Source organism: Rhizobium sp. 16-488-2b, assembly GCF_017741815.1.
Lineage (GTDB): Bacteria > Pseudomonadota > Alphaproteobacteria > Rhizobiales > Rhizobiaceae > Rhizobium.
Genome location: NZ_JAGHMF010000002.1, coordinates 89,036 through 110,709, shown reverse-complemented (window position 1 = coordinate 110,709; position 21,674 = coordinate 89,036). Strand labels below are relative to the sequence as shown.

The 21,674-nt window shown below is 64.2% G+C and carries 21 protein-coding genes; 14 read left to right on the top strand and 7 right to left on the bottom strand.

Features of this window, described 5'->3' with window-relative positions; translation table 11 throughout:
- Positions 1-9 precede the first annotated feature (9 nt).
- Together J5286_RS01040 and J5286_RS01035 are read left to right on the top strand one after the other, a co-directional pair.
- Positions 10-297, top strand: coding sequence for a helix-turn-helix domain-containing protein (locus J5286_RS01040; protein ID WP_209188699.1), 288 nt, complete (start codon positions 10-12; stop codon positions 295-297).
- 220 nt (positions 298-517) lie between these two features.
- The gene (locus J5286_RS01035) at positions 518-733 is read left to right on the top strand and encodes a hypothetical protein (protein ID WP_209188700.1); all 216 of its coding nucleotides are present in this window, start codon (positions 518-520) and stop codon (positions 731-733) included.
- Between the two features lie 43 nt (positions 734-776).
- Here the strand turns inward: J5286_RS01035 and J5286_RS01030 are convergent, their stop codons facing one another.
- From J5286_RS01030 to J5286_RS01015, 4 genes are all read right to left on the bottom strand, one after another.
- Positions 777-1,415: an NrsF family protein gene (locus J5286_RS01030; RefSeq protein WP_449089875.1), complete on the bottom strand. Its 639-nt coding sequence runs from the start codon at positions 1,413-1,415 to the stop codon at positions 777-779.
- A complete protein-coding gene (locus J5286_RS01025) occupies positions 1,399-1,986 on the bottom strand; it encodes a sigma-70 family RNA polymerase sigma factor (protein WP_209188701.1) in 588 nt (195 codons plus the stop codon). Before J5286_RS01025 ends, J5286_RS01030 begins: the two co-directional genes overlap by 17 nt.
- Positions 1,987-2,124: 138 nt before the next feature.
- Entirely contained in the window at positions 2,125-2,466 is a 342-nt protein-coding gene (locus J5286_RS01020; RefSeq protein WP_209188702.1) for a hypothetical protein, read from the bottom strand.
- A 115-nt stretch (positions 2,467-2,581) separates the two neighbouring features.
- Complete coding sequence (locus J5286_RS01015; protein WP_209188703.1) at positions 2,582-4,312, bottom strand: GumC family protein; 1,731 nt, start codon at positions 4,310-4,312, stop codon at positions 2,582-2,584.
- Between the two features lie 131 nt (positions 4,313-4,443).
- On the opposite strand from J5286_RS01015, the gene J5286_RS01010 reads away from it, so the two are divergent.
- The 4 genes from J5286_RS01010 to J5286_RS00995 all read left to right on the top strand — a co-directional run bounded on the left by J5286_RS01010 (position 4,444) and on the right by J5286_RS00995 (position 10,923).
- Positions 4,444-5,505, top strand: a complete 1,062-nt coding sequence (locus tag J5286_RS01010) for a glycoside hydrolase family 5 protein (protein ID WP_209188704.1) — start codon at positions 4,444-4,446, stop codon at positions 5,503-5,505.
- A gap of 4 nt (positions 5,506-5,509) precedes the next feature.
- On the top strand, positions 5,510-6,778 hold the full coding sequence (locus J5286_RS01005; RefSeq protein WP_209188705.1) for a hypothetical protein: 1,269 nt from the start codon (positions 5,510-5,512) through the stop codon (positions 6,776-6,778).
- A gap of 182 nt (positions 6,779-6,960) precedes the next feature.
- Complete coding sequence (gene purU, locus J5286_RS01000) at positions 6,961-7,845, top strand: formyltetrahydrofolate deformylase (protein ID WP_209188706.1); 885 nt, start codon at positions 6,961-6,963, stop codon at positions 7,843-7,845.
- A gap of 150 nt (positions 7,846-7,995) precedes the next feature.
- Positions 7,996-10,923, top strand: coding sequence for an aminotransferase (locus tag J5286_RS00995; protein WP_209188707.1), 2,928 nt, complete (start codon positions 7,996-7,998; stop codon positions 10,921-10,923).
- Between the two features lie 6 nt (positions 10,924-10,929).
- Here J5286_RS00995 and J5286_RS00990 read toward each other — a convergent pair whose 3' ends face one another.
- Together J5286_RS00990 and J5286_RS00985 are read right to left on the bottom strand one after the other, a co-directional pair.
- A complete protein-coding gene (locus J5286_RS00990; protein ID WP_209188708.1) occupies positions 10,930-11,430 on the bottom strand; it encodes an SRPBCC family protein in 501 nt (166 codons plus the stop codon).
- A gap of 5 nt (positions 11,431-11,435) precedes the next feature.
- A complete protein-coding gene (locus J5286_RS00985) occupies positions 11,436-11,780 on the bottom strand; it encodes an ArsR/SmtB family transcription factor (RefSeq protein WP_018899165.1) in 345 nt (114 codons plus the stop codon).
- Between the two features lie 117 nt (positions 11,781-11,897).
- On the opposite strand from J5286_RS00985, the gene J5286_RS00980 reads away from it, so the two are divergent.
- The 8 genes from J5286_RS00980 (at position 11,898) to J5286_RS00945 (ending at position 20,823) form a co-directional block, all read left to right on the top strand.
- A complete protein-coding gene (locus J5286_RS00980) occupies positions 11,898-12,539 on the top strand; it encodes a dihydrofolate reductase family protein (protein ID WP_209188709.1) in 642 nt (213 codons plus the stop codon).
- Positions 12,540-13,062: 523 nt separating this feature from the next.
- Positions 13,063-13,257, top strand: a complete 195-nt coding sequence (locus J5286_RS00975) for a hypothetical protein (RefSeq protein ID WP_018899167.1) — start codon at positions 13,063-13,065, stop codon at positions 13,255-13,257.
- Between the two features lie 171 nt (positions 13,258-13,428).
- Positions 13,429-14,424 (top strand): P1 family peptidase, encoded by a 996-nt coding sequence (locus J5286_RS00970; RefSeq protein WP_209188710.1) that lies wholly within the window; start codon positions 13,429-13,431, stop codon positions 14,422-14,424.
- A 42-nt stretch (positions 14,425-14,466) separates the two neighbouring features.
- Entirely contained in the window at positions 14,467-15,384 is a 918-nt protein-coding gene (locus J5286_RS00965; RefSeq protein ID WP_209188711.1) for a LysR family transcriptional regulator, read from the top strand.
- Between the two features lie 174 nt (positions 15,385-15,558).
- Complete coding sequence (locus J5286_RS00960) at positions 15,559-17,088, top strand: ABC transporter substrate-binding protein (protein WP_209188712.1); 1,530 nt, start codon at positions 15,559-15,561, stop codon at positions 17,086-17,088.
- Between the two features lie 500 nt (positions 17,089-17,588).
- Positions 17,589-18,536 carry an ABC transporter permease gene (locus J5286_RS00955; RefSeq protein WP_209188713.1) on the top strand — a complete coding sequence of 316 codons (948 nt, stop codon included), beginning with the start codon at positions 17,589-17,591 and terminating at the stop codon, positions 18,534-18,536.
- Position 18,537: 1 nt separating this feature from the next.
- Positions 18,538-19,401 carry an ABC transporter permease gene (locus J5286_RS00950; RefSeq protein WP_209188714.1) on the top strand — a complete coding sequence of 288 codons (864 nt, stop codon included), beginning with the start codon at positions 18,538-18,540 and terminating at the stop codon, positions 19,399-19,401.
- A gap of 30 nt (positions 19,402-19,431) precedes the next feature.
- Complete coding sequence (locus tag J5286_RS00945; protein WP_209188715.1) at positions 19,432-20,823, top strand: amidase; 1,392 nt, start codon at positions 19,432-19,434, stop codon at positions 20,821-20,823.
- Here the strand turns inward: J5286_RS00945 and J5286_RS00940 are convergent.
- The gene (locus J5286_RS00940; protein WP_209188716.1) at positions 20,816-21,673 is read right to left on the bottom strand and encodes a C40 family peptidase; all 858 of its coding nucleotides are present in this window, start codon (positions 21,671-21,673) and stop codon (positions 20,816-20,818) included. The genes J5286_RS00945 and J5286_RS00940 overlap by 8 nt on opposite strands.
- Position 21,674: the final 1 nt, after the last annotated feature.

Below are 21,674 nucleotides of genomic sequence, written 5' to 3'. Positions count from 1 at the left end.
GAGACGAAAATGACGGATTTCGCAGACGATCTTATCCAGTCGCTTGGAGAAGCTCTCGCCCATGCGAAGGGTGAGGGGCCCGCGGTCGTTCACACTCCTCTCGATCCCCGCGAGGTGCGTGAGAGGGTGAAGCTCACCCAGGCCCAGATGGCGCCGCTGATGGGCATGAGCCTCTCTGGCTACCGCAAGTGGGAGCAGGGTCAGCGACGCATCAGTGGCCCAGCTGCGGCATTGTTGAGGGTAATTGAACAGGAGCCGGATGCCGTGCGCAGGGCTCTGGCGGGCGGTGCGCGCTGAGCCAGTGCCCATTTGTTACTGCCTCATAGCAAGTGCCGATAAGCCTATTTCCATCTCCGCCCGGGTAGCCATGTTTTCATGCAACTCTGCCAAGTATTATCGCGCGATCGATCCCTTAGATAAGCCCCAATCTCTTTCCATCCTCTTCGAATGATGCTTAGTTCGTCCCACTGGGAGGGCGACGATATTCATCGATAGTATTCGAGGGGCCGGGTGCCGCATGATCAACGTGACGTCTTCTTCCGATAATGGCCGCGGTTCCACGCTGAGGGTCGATCTGACGGGCGTGCTTGCCTGTCTGCTAATGGCCGTCATCGTCGCCTGCGCAATCATAGGCTATGGCACCAGGCACCGGATCGACGATGTGGCACAGCCGGTCGGGCCAAAGGCGACGCAGCAGCAGGCGGTCGATGGCGACGTCGCCAATGGCGGCTAGCAATCCCGCATGCAGGGTGGCCGTTCGGGCCGCCGTTTGATTATCACCATCTGAGGTAACGACGCCCGAGGGCCGCGCCGATGGCGGTCACGAGCGCAATCGCGATCGTGTACCACGTGGCGACGAAGAGCGGGCTGTCGTCGACGCAATGCCAGGCGTAGAGCGCAGACGCGATCGCGCTGGCGGCAAGCCCGGCGGCAGCGCCCGCAAGCGCCGGTCGGCGCGGCGCACCGGCGCGGAGCGCCAGGATGAATCCCAAAAGCGGCGCGATCGACAGAAGCGGGATGAGCGCCAGGCAATAGGCCGCATTGTGCCCCATCATCTGCGGTTCCCAAAGCTCTCGCGGCAGCACCTGAAGCTCGATCAGGACGGCGGCCGCAAGCACGCCTGTCGGCGCCAGCAGCGCCCAGGCGCTAGCGCTGACCGGTACGTCAGGGCGACCGATGCGAAACACGATCGTCGATGAGAGAATGGCGAGCACCAGCATCAGGCTCACCTTGAAGAGCACGCGGGTGGTCCCCATCATGCTTCCAATGTCGTGGCGGATGCCGATCGCGAATACCAGGATCAGCGCCGAAGCGACGACGCCCGAGACAAGCGCTGTCTTTAGCGCGCGCCCCAGCCGCATCCGCACCGGCGCATCCTCGGTCAACAGGCTGATCAGCTCATTCGTCTTCAACACGTCCACTCCGATCGTCCGTCTCGCCGCGATAAAAGCCGGCAAGTTTCTTAAGCGCCCGATGCAGCGAAACGCGCACCGCACCCTCGCTCATCTTCAATCGCTCCGCCGTTTCCCGGATCCCCGCGCCACCGATCGAGATCGAGCGAACGATGTCGCGCTGCGGATCCTTCAGCCTTTCCAAAAGGTGGATGGCATCGAGCCGGTCCATGGAATCGGCTGCCTCGTCGTCGCTTGCCACCGTTTCCATCACATCCTCGATCGGCACGCTCACATGCCGCCCGCGACGGCGCAGGCTGTCGATCAGCTTGTTGCGCACGATCGCCGACAGCCACGGGCCGATCGGGCGTACCGGATCCCAGGTGCCGCGCTTCAGGTGCACGGCAAGCAGCACTTCCTGCACCACGTCTTCCGCCTCGCTTGCCGGCGCGCCGAATTGCTCGCAGCGTCGCCGCGCCATGGCGCGCAGATGCGGCGTCACCGCCAGAAGAAAGCGCTGATAGGCCTGCGCGTCGCCATCAAGCGCGCGGCGCATCCAGTCTGCCCATTCCTCTTCACGCGCCGAATAATTCACCCGACATCATCCTCTACGAACGGGCACATGCAGTTGTTACCGGACCTTGGAAATATTTCGCCGACCTCGCAAGGCCGCATCGCTGGAAAAGCGTCGCAGGTGCGAGCTGAAACCTGATGAGGAGGGGAAAAGGCCCGCTTAGCGGACGGGCTGGTAGTGGCCACGCAGCGGCACCTGGCTACCGGAAGAAATCACGCCGTCGCGGTCGCACACATAGACGGTCATCGGCATACCGCCGGAGCGGAAGATCTCGTCGTAGCGCCGGCGCACGAATTGCGTTTCGGTGCGGCAGGTCAGTTTCGGCTCCAGCGACGGATCGGTGGGCGCCTTGACGCCGGGCAGGTTTGGATAGGGATAGGCCGATTGCACCCGGCCCTGGCCGGCGCGGCCCCAGTCGGTCGAAAACGCCGGCGCGGGAAGAACGCCGCTCGACAGCGTCAGCGCCACGAGAACGATTTTTTCGAAATTGCCAAGCCGCATCAATTCCCTCCGGCCGTTTGCCGGTCTCTCCATCAATGCGCTCGATGTAAGCACGCCATTAGAATGCATCAAGCGGAAGCACGCGCCGCTCCCGCAAACGTGACCCGATGCGAGCCTAGGCCGGCTTGCGGAAATAGCCGCGAAACGTCGGATGGGCAAAGAGGCTGGCGAGGATGGCAAAGCCCGCGCCGAGGAGGAAGCCGGCGAACAACCCACCGATGACGCCGGCGATCAGCAGCGCCGTCTTGCCCGGCCCGTTGGCCTTCAGCGGCGGCTCGGCCTTGGAGATCACGCGGATATTGCTACGCGACAGGCTCTGCTCCTCGCTGGTCTGGCCGGAACGCTTCAGCACCGTCTCGTAGATATCGCGCGCGGCGGTCGCCTTACGCTGCAATTCGTTGAGCTCGACTTGCTTGTCGGAGGTGTTCACCTGCAGGGCCTTTTGAACAGACAGCTCCTTGGAGACGGCGTCCTCGGCCTTCTTCGCCTGCTGATACTCACCCTGCGCCGTGCTCGCCAGCCGCTGCAACTCGCCGCGGATCTGGTCGGATATGCTTTTCAGCGAAGAGCGCGCTGCCTGCAGGCGCGGATGGCGCGTGCCCATCTGGCTCTCGAGGCTGCTCACCATGGCGGCCTGCGTCGAATATTGCTGGCGCAGTGTGGCAAGCGCCGTCGAAACGCCGCCGCCCTGCGAGGTGCCGCCGACCACGTCCTCGAAGCGCAGGTTGGCGGCAGCGTCCGCGCGTGCCTTCGCCTGGATCGTCTTGTCCTGTGCGGTCACCAGCAGCGTGTTGAGCGAGGCCAGGCGCTGGTCGGAGATCAGTCCGTTCTGCGTCGAGGCCATGTCGTTGTCGGCGCGATAGGTCTCCACAGCTTGTTCGGCCTCCTGCACCTTCTGGCGAAGGTCGGTCAGGCGGTTGTCGAGCGTGGTCGACGTATCCTGGTAGAGGCCCGAGCTTGCGCCGTCTTCTTCCTGCAGGAAGGAAGCCACGACCTGATTGGCGAGCCGCGCCGATTTCTCGGCATTCTTCGTGGTGACGTCCATGGAGACCACATAGGTGGAGCTCTGGCGGGTGATGACGAGCGCTTTCTGCAGCGCGCTGACGACGGCGGCGCTATCGGCTCGGCCTGCGTTGAATTCCGGGTCCTGGTCGAGCTTCATCGCATCGGCCACGCGTCGCATGACATTGCCGGAGCTGAGAATCTGCACCTGGCTGTCGATCATCGCCGAGATCATCTCGGGCGAGGGGCCGGAGGCCTGCGTGCTGGGATCGTTGAGGCCGATCTGGCGCGGGTCGAAGTATAGCGTGGTGTTGGCCGTGAATTTCTGCGTCGAGAGCGGCAGCACGACGGCGCCGGCAACCGCGCCGAGCACGGAGAGACCAAGAATGAGGAGCCGCCTGTTCCAGATCGCCTGGATCGCCGAGCGGGTGTCGAGCAGCGGTCCGCCCGGCTCTGGTACGGTGGCGACTGCGGGCGCGATCACGGGTGCCGTGACAGGCTCGGTCACCGGCGTCGCAAGGGGCGCTGGTGCCGCCTCGCGCGCGACGGTGCTGGCGGATCGAGGCGAAGTGTCGGCGCTCGGCTGGATCGTGTCGTCGCGCTCGGTCGCCCGCGCGGGTTCGGCGGCGGGCGGTGGCGATATCGGTTTCGATCGGCTCTGCGGTTGCGTGTCTTGCGGGGCGGCGTCTGTGATCAGCGAGGTAGGCGCGGGCTTGGCGGGCACGAAGTCGGACGGGCGCAGCACGGGGCCGGGCGTGCCGGTCCGGTTGGCGTCGGTGTTCGGCGGCTCATAGCTGCGCCATTGTGGCAGCCGGCCAACCTTGTTCCTGTCAAACTGGTTCATGCGCGCGCTCGTTGCTCGCCTCAAAATACGGGCGAGGTGAGTTCGACTTTAGAAATCCTTAGCTAACGGACCGTTAAGATGCCGGGACAGCAATGACGCCAACGACCAGCCGAACCCGGAAGCGGTATCAGATGAGCGACAAATCCTCCCCCCGGCGGCGCCTCGCGGCGGTCGTCCTGGCAACGATCTTGCTCCAGGCCGGTGGCGCCAGCGCGCAGGGCACATGCCTGCAGGGCATCAACCTCTCGGGCGCCGAATTCGGCGAGCGCGGCGGCGAGGTTTTCAAGGCCTATGCCTATCCATCGGAGGAAACCATCGCCTATTTCGCCAAGAAGGGCTTCAACACGGTGCGCCTGCCCTTCCTCTGGGAGCGCCTGCAGCCCGAGCTAGGAAAGCCGCTCGACGAAGCCGAGCTGCAGCGACTGAAGGACACGGTCGAGCTTTTGCGCAAGCAGCACCTGACCATCATCCTCGATCCGCACAATTATGCCCATTACGACAAGGTGATGATCGGCACGCCGCCGGTCACCGACACCGCCTTCGCGGAATTCTGGGCGCGGCTGGCGATCGAATTCTCCAATCAGGAAGATGTGATCTTCGGCCTGATGAACGAGCCTTACGACATCGGCGCCGATGCCTGGCTGAAGGCCGCCAATGCCGCGATCCGCACGATCCGCGCGACGGGGGCGAACAATCTGATCCTCGTTCCGGGCACACGCTTCACCGGCGCCCATTCCTGGCAGGCGGATGCGCCGGGTGGCGCCAACGGCACGGTCATGCTTGGCGTTCGCGACCCGCGCAAGAATTACGCTTACGAGGTGCATCAGTATTTCGACCAGGATTCGTCCGGCATGCACGCAGAGTGCAGCGGCAACGACAGCGCGCTCAACGCCGTGACTGCGATGACCGACTGGGCGAAGAAGAACAACACGCGCGTCTTCCTCGGCGAGTTCGGCGTGTCGCAGGACAAGGCCTGCGTGGCGGGGCTCGGCCGCGTGCTGAACCACATTCAGGCAAACCCGGATGTCTGGCTCGGCTGGACCTATTGGGTGGCGGGCGACTGGTGGCCGGAGACCGAGACACTGAACGTTCAGCCGCGCAACGGCAAGGACCGCCAGCAGATGACGGCGCTGGAAAACGCCATCAAGGCGCCGCCCGCCGACAAGGCCAAGTGCAAGACGCTGGTGGATTGAGGCTATGGCAGGCAAGGGCACGACCGTTAAGGAGCCGATCGACTACAGCATCCTTGCTGTCAGCGTGCTCGGCGTGACCTACAACGCCATCCTTGCCTTCATCAATCACAACATCATGCCGCTGACGCCAACCGCCGTGGTGTTGAGCGAGATACTGATTCTCGCCTACAGCTTCGGCTACATCCTGAAAAAGGGGATCTTCGAGGAAGATATCATTCCTCTCGCCTATCTCCTCGCGACCATCGTGCTGACTGTCTACGTGATGGTCATCAACAAGGCCGGCTATATCGATCATCTGCGCAACGTCCTGATCATCTTTGCTTTCACGGTGCTCGGCCGCTGGAGCAACGAGCGAACTTTGCGGCTGGCCTTCAAGATCTGCTGCCTCACGGTTCTAGCCGTGCTGGTTTGCGAAATCATCTCGACGCCGGCCTATGTCGCGCTCGTCCATCCGGCCGAGTATTTCCAGAACACCCGCGGCGTGCCCCCCGCCACCTATAGCGACTCCGGCCTGTTTCGCGGCGCGCTTGGCTTCGAAGGGCGCTTCTCCTTCGGCCTGATCGATCACCGCTCCTCCTCGATTTTCCTCGAACAGGTGTCGCTCGCCAATTTCTGCGGCGTCATGGTCATCTATCTCGTGAGCTTCGCCAACCGCATCACGCTGTTCGATCGCCTGATCTTCGTCACCACGATCGTGCTCATCCTGGTGACCAACGATACCCGCACCATGCTGATTTTCGCCATCGTCAGCGCCGCCGGCTATGTCATCTATCCCTTCATTCCGAAAATCTTCAATTTCCTGATGATGCCGGGCATTGTCATGGTCGGCTTCATCATTCACGCTTTCAAGCCGAACGCCCATGATGACGATTTCGTCGGTCGCATCAGCGGCACGATCAGAAACATCATCGCCATGGATCTGCCGGCAACGATGGGGCTTGAACTCGACAAGGCCACCACCTTCGTCGACAGCGGCTACGTCTACATCACCTACGGCGCCACCGTCTTCGGCCTGATCCTCTTCTGGCTCTTCGTCTCCTTCTACCCGGCCGGCCAGACGCCGAACCAGAAGCGGCTCTGCCATTCCCTGTCGCTCTTCATGTTCCTGAACCTGATGATCGGCTCGACCGCGATCTTTTCCATGAAGACCGCCGGCCTCGGCTGGCTTCTCGTCGGCTTCCTCAAATTCAACGAGGGCACCAAGGCCACGGCGGGGATTCGCGGTTCCACGACGCAAAGTGAACGGACTCCGATAGGAAACGCCGTAAGCTGACGGTCGATGGGATGTTCCGGCCATTGAGGCCGCTCTTCTCGACAAACTTGGTGCAGCGGCGTGAGCGTCGTGCTTGATCGGCCATGTCGCTTTGATCTAAGCAGGCTCGACGGTCGCCCCAGACTAACGCTTAAAAGGCCGACGCTTGAACAAGGCCAATGGCTAAACAAGGAACGTGACGCATGACGCAATATGTATTGACGGTAGCCTGCAAATCGACACGCGGCATCGTGGCGGCGATTTCGACCTATCTGGCCGACAAGGGTTGCAACATCATCGACAGCTCGCAGTTCGATGACCTGTCGACAGGCATGTTCTTCACCCGCGTCAGTTTCATCTCCGAAGAGGGTGCGGCGCTTTCCGCGATCCGCGAAGGCTTCCAGCCGATCGCCGAGAAATTCGAGATGACAGCCGAGATCCACGACGGCGACCAGCGCATGAAGGTGCTCTTGATGGTCTCGCGCTTCGGCCATTGCCTGAACGATCTGCTCTACCGCTGGAAGATCGGTGCGCTGCCGATCGATATCGTCGGCGTGGTGTCCAACCATTTCGATTATCAGAAGGTCGTGGTCAATCACGACATTCCCTTCCACCACATCAAGGTGACGAAGGAAAACAAGCCGCAGGCCGAAGCGCAGATTATGCAGATCGTCGAATCGACCGGTACGGAGCTGATCGTGCTCGCCCGCTACATGCAGGTGCTCTCGGACGCGATGTGCAAGAAGATGTCCGGTCGCATCATCAATATCCACCACTCCTTCCTGCCGTCTTTCAAGGGCGCCAACCCCTACAAGCAGGCCTATGAGCGTGGCGTGAAGCTGATCGGCGCCACCGCCCACTACGTCACCGCCGACCTCGACGAAGGCCCGATCATCGAGCAGGACACGGCGCGCATCACCCACGCGCAGTCGGCCGACGACTACGTCTCGATCGGCCGCGACGTCGAGAGCCAGGTGCTCGCCCGCGCCATCCACGCCCATATCCACCACCGCGTGTTCCTGAACGGCAACCGCACCGTGGTCTTCCCGGCAAGCCCGGGCAGCTATGCCTCCGAGCGCATGGGCTAAGCACTTGGTATCGGGCGTCCGCTAATTCCCAGGCCTGCAATTGCTAGGCCGGTAATTCCTAGTGATGACGCCCGATCCCTTGCTTGCCGATAGCAAGCTGTCGATTATCTGCTTATTGTGCAGGATCGAATCGTGCGGTGGGGGAATGCCATGACCGATGAAACGCTCGCTCAGCGTCTCGAGCTTCCGCGTCCAGATGTGACGGCCGAGGAAGCGGGAGACATCCTGCAGTCGCGTTACGGTCTGTCCGGTCAGCTCAGCGAACTCGGAAGCCAGCAGGACCGCAACTACCGCGTCGATACCGGCGATCAGACCTACGTCCTGAAGATCTGCCACATGATCTACGAGACGATCGAGCTCGAGGCGCAGAATGCCGCGATCCGTCATCTTGCCGGCATCGAGGGCGCCCCGCGCGTGCCCCGCGTGGTCGCCTCCACCGATGGCCAGGACATCGTCGCCGTCGTCGTCCGCGACCAGACCTACCAGGTTCGCCTGCTGGAATATCTCGAAGGCGAGGGCCTCACCAAGCCTTCGTATCTCCCCAAACAATCCGTGGCGGCGCTGGGCGCTCTTTGCGCCAATCTCGCCAAATCCCTGGCCGATTTCGATCATCCCGGCCTCGACCGCAATCTGCAATGGGACCTGCGCCGCGCCGGCCCGGTCGCCGTCCAGCTCTTGTCGGCGATCACCGACGGCGCCGCGCGCGACCGCATCGCCAAGAACATGGTCGCCGCTGTCCGCCGCGTGCAGCCCTTCGCGCCGGCGCTGCGCCTGCAGGCCGTCCATCACGACGTCACCGGCGATAATGTCGTCAGCCGCCGTGACGAAAAGGGCCGTCTCATTCCCGATGGCGTCATCGATTTCGGCGATATCATCCGCGGCTGGCTGGTCGGCGATCTCGCCGTCACCTGCGCCTCGCTGCTGCACCAGGCCGATGGCGACCCCTTCTTTGTGCTGCCCGCCGTCAAGGCGTATCATGAGGTCTATCCGCTGAAGGAAGAGGAGCTCAGGGCGCTTTGGCCATTGGTCGTCGCCCGCGCGGTCATCCTGGTGGCGAGCAGCGAGCAGCAGATCTCCATCGATCCCGAAAACGAATATGTCCGCGCCAACCTCGTGCTTGAGCAGCGCATCTTCGATACCGCCATCGCCGTGCCCTTCGATCTCATGGAAGCGGCGATCCTGAAGACGGCGGGCATCGAACTTCCCGCTGTTGCGACCGAGCATTGGCATCCGCTGCTGCCGGATCTCGATCTCCAGAACATGCTCTATGTCGACCTCGGCGTCGAAAGCCAGCACTTCGCCGCCGGCAATTGGGGCCAAGGCGATATGGACTGGCGCCTGCTTGCCCGCGCCGCTTCCGAGGCCGATGCCGCCGCCACCCGTTACGGCGAATACAGATTGTCGCGCGCCCGCCTGCTGAGCGCCAGGCCGTCCGCCACCTACGCCCTGCATGCCGATATCTGCCTGGCCGCCGGCAACACGGTCGCGGCACCGTTCTCGGGGCGCATCAGCTGGCAGAACCACCATCTCGTCCTCGAGGGTGCCGATATCAGCCTTCATCTCGACGGTCTCGACCCATCGGTCGAGGATGGCGCCGAGCTCGAATCAGGCCAGGCGATCGGCGTGGTCTCCGGCGAGCAGGGCTCGCTCGGCGGCTTGCGCGTGCAGCTCTCGACGCTGAAGGGCGCCGAGCCGCCGCTTTTCTGCACGCCCGCTGAGGTCTTTGCATGGTCGGCGCTCTGCCCGTCGCCGGCAGCCTTGCTCGGCAAGGGCGTCGAGGCGCCGAAGCCGGTTGACGCGGAAATCCTTGCCGTGCGCACGGCCCATTTCGCCGCCGCCCAGAAGCATTATTATGAGACCCCGCCGCGCATCGAGCGCGGCTGGAAGGAATACATGTTCGATGTCGAGGGACGCGCCTATCTCGACATGGTCAACAACGTCACCATTCTCGGCCACGGCCACCCGCGCCTGGCGGACGCCGTCGGCGAGCAATGGCTGCGGCTGAACACCAATTCGCGCTTTCACTACGCTTCCGTCGCCGATCTCTCCGAGCGGCTGGCAGCCCTCGCGCCAGACGGGCTCGACACCGTCTTCCTCGTCAACTCCGGTTCGGAGGCCAACGATCTGGCGCTGCGGCTTGCCTGGGCGCACACCGGCGCGCGCAACATGCTGAGCCTGCTCGAGGCCTATCACGGCTGGTCGGTGGCAAGCGACGCCGTCTCCACCTCGATCGCCGACAACCCGCAGGCGCTGACGACGCGGCCCGATTGGGTTCATCCGGTCGCCGCGCCCAACACCTATCGCGGTGAGTTTCGCGGCCCGGATTCGACCGGCGACTATCTGCAGAGCGTCCTTGCCGCGCTGGAACTGATCGACGCCAGCGGCGAGCGGCTGGCGGGCTTCATCGCCGAGCCGGTCTACGGCAATGCCGGCGGCATCGCGCTGCCGCACGGCTATCTCGCCGCCGTCTACGGCCAGGTGCGGGCCCGTGGCGGTGTTTGCATCGCCGATGAAGTGCAGGTCGGCTATGGCCGGCTCGGCCATCATTTCTGGGGCTTCGAGGAGCAGCAGGTGGTGCCCGATATCATCACGGTCGCCAAGGGCATGGGCAACGGCCACCCGCTCGGCGCCGTTATCACCACGCGGGTGATCGCCGATTCGCTGGAGAAGGAGGGCTATTTCTTCTCCTCGGCCGGCGGCAGCCCGGTCAGCTCCGTCGTCGGCATCACTGTGCTCGACATCATGGCCGACGAGGCGTTGCAGCAGAACGCCCGCGAGATCGGCGATCGGCTGAAGGGCCGGCTGGTGGCGCTGATGGATCACCATCCGCTCATCGGCGCGGTGCATGGCATGGGGCTTTATCTCGGCGTCGAGTTCGTCCGCGACCGCGAAACGCTGGAGCCGGCGACTGAGGAGACGGCGGCGATCTGCGCGCGCCTGCTCGACCTCGGCGTCATCATGCAACCGACCGGCGATCACCTCAACGTGTTGAAGATCAAGCCGCCGCTCTGCCTTGCCGCCGAAAGCGCCGATTTCTTCGCCGACATGCTGGAAAAGGTGCTGTCCGAGGGCTGGTGAGCGGCCTTACCCGGCCGCCCCGCCTGCGTCGCGATCCAGCCAGGCCACCAGACCGTCCAGCGTCTGCAGCCCGTACTCGACGGCGCCAAAGCCGATGACGAACTGACGCCGCGCGCGGGTCGGATGCAGCTGGCGCATGGTCAGCACCGTTTTGCCGTCGGTCTGCTCGTCGAAGGTCACCGTCACCCTGAAGCGATCGGGGTCTTCAGGATCGGGCGTACCGTAGTCCATGACGATCCGCTCGTTGGGCACGATTTCGAGGAAGCGCATGAGATTGGGAAAGCGCTGCTCCCTGCCTTCGAACATGCCGACCATATCGAACCGCCAGACGCCGCCTTCGCGGATATCGGCCTCGATGCTCTCGATCGCAAGGCCGGCGGGACCATACCATTGCGCCAAAGCATTGGGGTCCATCCAGGCCGCGAAGACCCGGTGGCGGGGATGATGGATGACCTTCACCAGCACGATTTCGCGGTCCAGCGACCAGCTGCCAAACGGATCTGCCATGTGCTTCAATCTCCTCCCACTTCATCCTGCGTATTGTCGAGATAAGTCTCCAGCCGATCCAGCCGCTGGCTCCAGCGCAGCCGCTCGGATGCCATCCAGTCCGCCGCCTCGTCGAACCGGGCCTGCACAAGGCGGCACCAGCGGCTGCGACCGCGTTTCTCGCTGGCGATCAGCCCGCAATCTTCAAGCACCTTCAGATGCTGGACAAAGGAGGGCAGGGCCATGTCGAATGGCTCCGCCAGGATGCTGACCGATACCTCGCCCTCGGCCAGCCGCGAGACGACCGCGCGGCGCGTGGGGTCGCTGAGGGCATGAAAGGCGAGGTCGAGCGGGGTCGAGTGATAGGGCATGTCGTTTTTTACGGCAGGCCGGGCTACGGGTCAATATTAGAAAGGTACTTGCCTTAGTAATTTGATCTGATACAAAGGCAATAGCCTTAGTATTTGACCTGTGAGGAGGATAGCACGATGGCAGTCCGTATCGATCTCATGATCTCGCTGGATGGCTTCGCCACGACGACCGACCAGACGCCAGAAGTCCCGTTCGGCGAGGACTGGCCACGGCTCGTGGGCGCTTACATGGCCACGCGGACTTTCCGCGAGCGCGTCTTCAAGGATGTGAGCGGCAGCGGCACCACCGGCCTCGACGACGACTATGCGCGGGCCTATTTCGAGAATATCGGTGCCGAGATCATGGGTGCCGGCATGTTCGGCCTGCACAATTTTCCCGATGATCCGGACTGGCGCGGATGGTGGGGCGACGAGCCGCCCTTTGGCTGCCCGGTCTTTGTTCTCACCCACAGGGAGCGCCCCTCGATCAAGATGGCCGGCGGCACGACCTTCCACTTCCTCAGCGCCAACCCCGTCGATGCGCTGGCGCAGGCGACGAAGGCCGCCAACGGCAAGGATGTGCGCGTCGGCGGCGGACCGACAGTGGTGCGCGATTTTCTGAAGGCCGGTCTCGTCGATCAGCTTCATGTCGCGATCACGCCCATACTTCTCGGGCGAGGCATTCGCCTGTGGGATGACCTGCGTGGCCTCGAAGCGGGTTACACGATCAAATCCGAAACCGCGCCCAGTGGCACGATCCACCTGACTTTCAAGCGTTAATCGCTTGCCGGTGCCCGTTAACCATTTCGGTCATTTCGCGGCTTACCGACTTTTAATCAAAAGCCCCATTGCCGGAATCAGACGCACTCCCTATCTCTGGCTGCGAGCGACGGAGAGTTCCGTATCGTCATACCAAGTGCACAAAGACCTGCTAATGGTCTTCTCGTGAATTCGGGTTTGGCGGAATGATATTTTCCTAATCGCCGACATTTTGACACGTTTCGGAATATGTTTCCGACAGTTCGTTATGTATTCTCTACAAATAAAGTAGATTATACGGAACACCAACCGCCGGTCCCGGCATGCCCGGGGCCCGAAGCAAGCACGACGCAGAAGAAAGGAATGAGACATGAACGACTTTGAAATTCTTGCCACGCTCCTGATGCGCCCGGTGCTTGGCAGTGACCGTCCGGGCGCTCTCTCCCGCCCGAACTGTCGAATGTGACCTTCGTCCCCCCTTAAACGGTAAAAGACAAGTCAATTCGCCATCGCCGACGCACTCCGCGCGGCAGGAGTTCTATGCATGAAAAAAGAAGTTATCGAATACGCAGGCGTGCCCGTTGGCATCGTCATTCCGGATGAAAACCGGCTGAAATTCATCGCCGTGAAGTATCACGTCCACGATCTCGACGAGCAGCATTTCAGCTCGCCGGCAGAGGTCAAGCACGCGATCCACGACCTGATGACCCGCCGGCATCCCAAACCCATCCATGCCTGAGGGCATGGTTCGATGCCGGCTTGAAAAGGCCGGGCGAAAACAATTCGAGGATATCTGACCGGTCCCGCCGGAAGCGGGGCCGGTCTTGTTTTTTGCCCTCCCATATCGTCCTATCGCCTCCTGCTGATCGCCCTGTTCGCGAAAAGCCCACTGACGAAGAGGACGCAGCACTTGCTCAATCTGCTCACCGATATCGAAGGCCTCTCCGTCGGCCACGCCACGGATCTGGCCCTCGGCTCCGGCGTCACCGCCATCGTCTTCGATCGGCCGGCGGTCGCCTCCGGCGTCGTGCTGGGCGGTGCGCCAGGCGGCCGTGACACCGCGCTGCTTGATCCCTCCATGACGGTGGCTGAGGTCGATGCCTTCGTGCTCTCGGGCGGCTCCGCCTTCGGGCTTGATGCCGCCGGCGGCGTCCAGGCCGGCCTGCGCGCCATGGGTCGCGGCTTCCTGGTTGGAAACCAGCGCGTGCCCATCGTCCCGCAGGCGATCCTGATGGATCTCCTGAATGGCGGCGACAAGGATTGGGGCCTGCAATCACCCTACCGCGATCTCGGCTACGAAGCCTTCCGCGCCGCCGCGAAGGGTTCGTTCGCGCTCGGCACCGTGGGTGCCGGCACCGGCGCCACCACCGCCACCTTCAAGGGCGGCCTCGGCTCGGCCAGCGCCCGCTCGTCGGCCGGCCACACCATCGCGGCCATCGTCGCCGTCAATGCGCTCGGTTCCGCCACGGTGGGCGAGGGGCCGCATTTCTGGTCGGCGCCTTTCGAACAAGACAATGAATTCGGCGGCCTCGGCCTGCCGCAGGCGTTCGACGCGCGCGATACCGCCATGCGCCTCAAGGGCATGAACACCACCGCCACGACCATCGGCGCCATCGTCACCGATGCGGTGCTGACCAAGGCCGAAGCGCATCGCCTTGCCGTCATGGGTCACGACGGCTTTGCCCGCGCGCTGTTGCCCGCGCATCTGCCACTCGATGGCGACACCATCTTCTCCGCCGCCACCGGCGCCAAGCCACTCGGCGGCCTGCCCGAATTTCTGGAACTCTGCCACCTCGCCACGCTTGTCATGGCCCGCGCCATTGCCCGCGGCGTCTACGAGGCGACGGCGCTTCCGGTGGAAGGCGCCCAGCCGGCGTGGCGGGACCGCTATGCCGATCGCCCGTGATGGATTAGAGGATGGCATTGGTCCGAATGCGGAGACGGTGAGATGCAGATACGCGCCCTGATGTATTTCGACGAACTGGTCCGCACCAATTCGATGCGCCAGGCCGCCGAAAACCTGAACGTCGCGCCAACAGCGATCAGCCGACAGATCGAGAACCTCGAATATCACTTCGGCGCGCCGCTGGTGGAGCGCAGCGCCCGTGGCGTCAAGCTGACGGCCGCCGGAGAACTGCTCGCCGCCCGCGCCGGCCGCACCCTGCGCGAACTCGATCATGTCGGCCAGCTGATCGAGGATCTGAAGGGCCTGCAGGCCGGCCGCGTCGCCATCCACGCCAATGGCGCCACCGTCGCCAATCTCCTGGCGCCGGCGCTGGCCGAGTTCAGCCTCAAATATCCCAAGCTGCATTTCGAGGTCACCATCTCCAGCGCCCGCCAGGCCGTCGAGGCGGTCAATGGCGGCGAGGCGGATATCGCCGTCACCCTGTTTGCGCCGGCTGTATCCGGCACCAAGGTTCGTCTGCGCTCCGAGATCGCCTACGACCTGATCGTCGCGACAGGCCATCCGGCAGCCGAGCGGCAGGAGGTGAGCCTCAAGGATATAGCCGACTATCCATTGGCGCTGCCCGACCAGTCCTTCGGCTTCCGCCAGGCCTTCGACGCGCTGTTCGAGAAGGCGGGGCTGAGCTTCGATGCCGTCTTCGTCACCAGCTCGCTGGAGATGCTGAAGGAGCTGGTGTTGAGCGGCGCCGCCGCCACGCTTCTGCCGGCGCTGACGGTGCGCCGCGAGATCGAGGCCGGCCAGCTGCGCGCCGTGCCGCTGGCGCCAAGAAGCGCCATTCGCACCCATGTCGATCTCTGCGTCGCGCCCGATCGCCAGCTATCCTTTGCCGCCTCCAAGCTTCTCGATTTCATCGAGCGTTTCATGCGCGAGCGCGCCGGCGGCCCTAAAGGCAAGGGCTGAGCGGATGCAGCGACCGCCAGCAGGTGGTGTTGGGCTTGCATCGAGCGGGAAATTCCTGTGTAGCTCTTTCGGCTACACTGAGCACACAAAATCGTCATTGTGTGTGCACAGGCGCAATGACACTCTATCGGCAATCGGCCAGTTGCAGCAAGCGGCGGCCATGAAGGGGACATGATGATCAAGCTTTCGCTCGCGCCTTCCGCGCGCCTCGTTCGTCGTCTTTCGCTTGGGGCCGCCGTCTCGGCCGGCCTGGTGATGCTCAGCCTGACGCCGGCTGAAGCCGCCAAGACCACGCTCAGCCTCGGCATGACCATCGAGCCCACAGGCCTCGACCCGACGATCGCCGCCCCCGTCGCCATCGGCCAGGTCACCTGGCAGAACGTCTTCGAGGGCCTGGTGACGATCGACGAGGCCGGCAAGGTTCAGCCGCAGCTGGCGAAAAGCTGGGAGATCTCGGCCGACGGACTGACCTACACGTTCAAGCTGCGCGAAGGCGTCACCTTCCATGACGGGCAGGCCTTCGATTCCGCTTCCGCGAAGTTCGCGCTCGACCGCGCCCGCGGCAAGGATTCCGTCAATCCGCAGAAGCGCTTCTTCGCCTCCATCTCTTCGATCGATACGCCCGATGCCGCGACACTGGTGCTGCATCTTTCCGAGCCCACCGGCAGCCTGCTCTATTGGCTCGGCTGGCCGGCCTCCGTCATGGTGGCGCCGAACTCGGCCGCCGACGACAAGACCAAGCCCGTCGGCACCGGCCCGTTCAAGTTCGTCAGCTGGGCCAAGGGTGACAAGGTCGAGCTGGAAAAGAACGCCGGCTATTGGAACAAGGATGTCTCGGTCGCGCTCGACAAGGTCACCTTCCGCTTCATCGCCGATCCGCAGGCGCAGGCAGCCGCGCTGAAATCCGGCGACGTCGACGCCATCCCCGAATTCGCAGCACCCGAGCTGATGACCTCGTTCGACGGCGACGCCAGGCTGATGACCAAGATCGGCAACACCGAGCTCAAGGTCGTGGCCGGCATGAACAATGCCGAAAAGCCCTTCAACGACAAGCGCGTGCGCCAAGCCCTGATGATGGCGATCGACCGCAAGACGGTGATCGAAGGCGCCTGGTCCGGCTTGGGAACGCCGATCGGCAGCCACTACACGCCGAATGATCCCGGCTATGTCGACCTGACGACCAAGCTGCCCTACGATCCGGAAAAGGCCAAGGCTCTGCTCGCCGAGGCCGGCTACCCCGATGGCTTTACCTTCACGATCAAGTCGCCGCAGATGGCCTATGCGCCGCGCAGCGCCGAGGTCATGCAGGCCATGCTCGCCGAGATCGGCGTCACCATGACCATCGAGCCCACAGAATTCCCGGCCAAGTGGGTCCAGGACGTGATGAAGGACCGCGCCTACCAGATGACCATCGTCGCCCATGCCGAGCCGATGGACATCGACATCTATTCGCGTGATCCCTACTACTTCAACTATAAGAACCCTGCCTTCAACGCGCTGATGAAGAAGGTCCAGGAAACCACCGACCCGGCCGCGCAGGCCAAGATCTACGCCGAGGCACAAACCATCCTCGCCGACGACGTCCCCGCGCTCTTCCTCTTCGTCATGCCCAAGCTCGGCGTCTGGGACAAGAAGCTGAAAGGCCTCTGGGAAAACGAGCCGATCCCGTCGAACGTGCTGACCAACGTCTCCTGGGACGAATAGGTGGCGGGAGGGTTTGTGTTGGTGGGAGAGGATGGAGAGGTTAGGGTAATCACCGAGTTTGCGGCCCCCTCATCCGGCTGCCGGCACCTTCTCCCCGTTGGGGCGAAGGGACGTGTGGCGGACCGCTCGCGCCGACCTCTTCCCTTCTCCCCGATGGGGAGAAGGTGGCCCGAAGGGTCGGATGAGGGGGCTACGGACGCTGAGCGTAAACATCATCGCCCCACCAAGGTTGCCCCCCTCTGCCCTGCCGGGCATCTCCCCCACAAGGAGGGAGATTGGCTTGGCTCACCCGCTCGTTCCACTCTCATTGTTTGGCCGGAACCTCACCACTTGCCGATCTCCCCCCTTGTGGGGGAGATGTCCGGCAGGACAGAGGGGGGTAACCCAACCGCTGAGCCCGCGGCCCCCTCATCCGGCTGCCGCCACCTTCTCCCCACTGGGGAGAAGAGATTCGTAGCGGGCAGCTCGCCCCATCTTCCCTCCACCCCGAGAGCCGCCGCATGATCGCCCTCGTGCTCCGTCGCGTCGCCGGCCTCGTCCTCACGCTGCTCGTGGTCTCGCTGCTGATCTTCGCCGTCATGGACATGCTGCCCGGCGACCCGGCCTCGATCATGCTCGGCACCTCGGCCTCGCCGGAAACGCTGGCGGCGCTCCGCCATGAACTCGGCCTCGACCGCTCGCTCCTCATACGCTACGCCGAATGGCTGGCAGGCGTCTTCACCGGCGATCTCGGGCGTTCCTACACCTACGGCGTCCCCGTCGCCGGCCTCATCCTTGAGCGCCTCGCCGTCACCCTGCCGCTCGCCCTCATCGCCATCCTGCTCTCCGTGGCCATCGCCATCCCCCTCGGCGTCACCGCGGCCTCCAGGCGCGGCGGCATTGTCGATGCGATCGCGGCCGTCTTCTCGCAGGTCAGCATCGCCGTCCCCGCCTTCTGGGTGGCGCTGGTGCTGATCATCCTGTTTTCGACCACGCTCGGCCTGATGCCGGCGGGTGGTTTTCCGGGCTGGAGCGCCGGTGTCTGGCCGGCGCTGAAGGCCCTGCTGATGCCGGCCGTCGCGCTGGCCCTGCCGCAGGCGGGCGTGCTCACCCGCGTCACCCGCTCGGCGGTGCTCGACACGCTGCACGAGGATTTCACCCGTACCGCCCGCGCCAAGGGCCTGTCGGCAGCCACCGTGCTCTGGCGCCATTCGGTGCCCAATGCGCTGGTGCCGATCCTCACCATCCTCGGCCTGCAAGCCACCTTCCTGGTGGCCGGCGCCGTGCTGGTCGAGAATGTCTTCAATCTCCCCGGCCTCGGCCGTCTCGCCTATCAGGCGCTGTCGCAGCGCGATATCGTCGTCATGCAGGATGTGGTGCTGTTCTTCGCCGGCCTCGTCATCCTCATGAATTTCCTGGTCGATCTCTCCTATCTCGCGATCGACCCGCGTCTGAGAAAGGGGATCTGAGATGGCGCCCCTGGTCTCGACCGCAACCAATATCGGCCGCCGCCGCATGCGCGGCGTCAAGCGCGTCAACCTCATCATCGGCGCCGTGATCGTCGCCTGCCTGGTGGCCATCGCGCTCGTGTCGCTCGTCTGGACACCGCTGCCGCCGGCCAAGATGCAGATCATCCACAAGCTGCAGCCACCGCTCGGCTTCGGCCTTCTCGGCACCGATCAGTTGGGCCGCGACGTGCTTTCCATGCTGATGGTCGGCTGCTGGAATTCGCTCTCGATCGCGATCGTCGCTGTCGCCATCGGCGGCACGCTCGGCACCATCGCCGGTCTTGCGGCAGCCGCCTTTCGCGGCATCTTCGAAACGCTTCTGATGCGCGTCTGCGACGTCATCTTCGCGCTCCCGCCCATCCTTTCGGCGATGATGCTCGGCGCCTTCCTCGGCGGCGGCCGGCTGACGGCGATCGCCGCCATCGCCACCTTCCTCATTCCGGTCTTTGCCCGAGTTGCGCTCGCAAGCGCGCTGCAGGCCTGGAGCCGCGATTACGTGCTCGCCGCCCGCGCGCTTGGCAATACGCGGCTGGCGATCTCGCTCCGCCACGTGCTGCCCAATATCATGAGCCAGCTCATCGTCCAGGTGACCATCCAGCTTGGCCTCGCGGTGCTCACCGAAGCGGGCCTCAGCTTCCTCGGTCTCGGCCTTGCCCCGCCGGCGCCGAGCTGGGGGCGGATGCTGGCCGATGCGCAGACCTATCTTGCTCTTGCTCCCTGGCTCGCCATCCTCCCCGGCCTCGCCATCGCGCTCTCCGTCCTCGGCTTCAACATGCTCGGCGACGGCCTGCGCGACCTGCTCGATCCCCGCGAGGCCAGCCGTTGATTTGATGATGTCATTTTGAAAGACCGCGCCATGACCGAGATCGACCTGAGCATCCGCGACCTGAAGCGGCACTTTGCGGCGAAGAGCCTGTCTCCGCTGGAATACTGGCTGGCGCTGGAGCCGCATATCGCCGCCTGGGAGCCGCACATCGCCGCGCTCTATCTCTACGATCCCGAAGCCGCCCGCGCCCAGGCCAAGGCCTCCACCGAGCGCTGGATTAAGGGCGAAACGCTCGGCCCGCTCGATGGCATCCCGGTCACGCTGAAGGAGTTGATCGCTACGAAAGGCCAGCCCGTGCCGCTCGGCACGAGGGCCGTGGAGCTGACGCCGGCGCTCGACGACGCCCCCATCGCCGCCCGCATGCGCGAGGATGGCGCCATCATCTTCGCCAAGACCACATGCCCTGACTACGGCATGCTCTCGTCCGGCCTGTCGAGCTTCCACAAGCTCAGCCGCAACCCGTGGGATGTCACGCAGAACCCTGGCGGTTCTAGCGCCGGCGCCTCGGCAGCGGCAGCAGCTGGCTATGGCCCGCTCCATATCGGTACCGATATCGGCGGCTCCGTGCGGCTCCCGGCCGGCTGGACCGGTATCTTCGGCTTCAAGCCCAGCCATGGCCGCATCCCCGTCGATCCCTATTACGTCGGCCGCTGCGCCGGGCCGATGACGCGTACGGTCGATGATGCGGCGCTCGCCATGGCAACGCTCTCGCGGCCGGACTGGCGCGACGGCACCAGCCTGCCGCCCAACGATATCGACTGGACGGATCTCGGCATCAACCTCTCGGGCATGCGCATCGGCCTGATGCTCGACGCGGGCTGCGGCCTTGATGCAGAGGACGACGTGAAGGCGGCGGTCGTTGCGGCGGCGAAACAGTTCGAGAAAGCCGGCGCCGTCATCGTCCCTGTCGGCCCGGTGCTGTCGCGGGCGATGCTGGATGGGCTCGACAATTTCTGGCGCGCCCGCTTCTGGGGCGATATCGAGGGGCTGAGTGAGGAGCGCCGCGAGAGCATCCTTCCCTATATCTACGGCTGGGCGAAGGGCGGGGCCGATGTCAGCGGCGTCGCCGCCGTGAAGGGCTTCAACCAGACGATCGAGATGCGCAAGGCCTGTGGCGCCCTGTTCGAAACGGTCGATGCGGTGATCTCGCCGACCAATCCCATCGTCTCCTATCCGGCCGAATGGGCCTCGCCGACCAACGATCCGGCCCGCCCCTTCGAGCACATCGCCTTCACCGTTCCCTGGAACATGTCGGAGCAGCCGGCCTCGTCGATCAATTGCGGCTTCTCGAAATCCGGCATGCCGATCGGCCTGCAGATCGTCGGCCCCCGCTTCGACGACATGCGCGTTCTGAGACTGTCGAAAGCCTTCGAGACCTGGTCCGGCGGCGTCACATCGTGGCCGAAACCGCCGGTCAGTTAACAGGCCGGCGATAGCCGTTCGGCTGCTCGTAGAGCCAGCCGATACGCTGGACGGCCTCTTCGAAATTCTCGCGTACCACCGTCATGGTATGGCCGGTCGCGTGCAGGATCGTCTCCGCATCCTCCATGATCGCCACATGCCCCTTCCAGAACACCAGGTCGCCGCGTCGCAGTTCCTCGCGGGTGATCGGGGTGCCGAGCGCTGATGCCTGCATGTCCGTATCGCGCGGCGCGGCGCGGCCGGTCATCAGCATGGAAAGCTGCACCAGCCCGGAGCAATCGATCCCAAGCCCGGAGCGGCCGCCCCAGAGATAGGGCGTTTCGACAAAACGGGCGGCGATATCGACATAGTCCTCGCCGTCAAGCGCGCCGATCGGCTGCACATGCTTGGCGAAGATCGCCGTGCCGTCTTCCAGCGTCACATAGTGGTTGCCGCGCGCCTCGGCGGTGCCGGCGACCGCCACGCGGCTGCCCATCGAAAGAATGTCGTTATAGGGTTTGCGCAGTTCCGGCTCGCGATAGAGGAAGGTGCGCTGAACGGTCACGATATGGGTCGGCGCGGGCGAGGTTTCGCTCACGGCGCTCTCGGGCAGGTAGCCGACGTAGTTGTCCGACCGCGCCTTGATCCAGCACCATCCATCCGCGCGGTCGAGCACGGTCGCGTCCTCGCCGAACAAGAGCTCGGTGTCGATACCAACGGTCGCGTCCGGCCGCGGCCGCAGCCCCACGACTGGCATTACGATGCGCGCCGGCGTCCCGTCGGTAAAGCGCGGCGCCGTGACCTGTCCTTCCAGCCCGCGCTCGGCGAGGTCGTCCCTGAAGGCGTGCAGGCGGCGGTCGAGCGTGGTCATG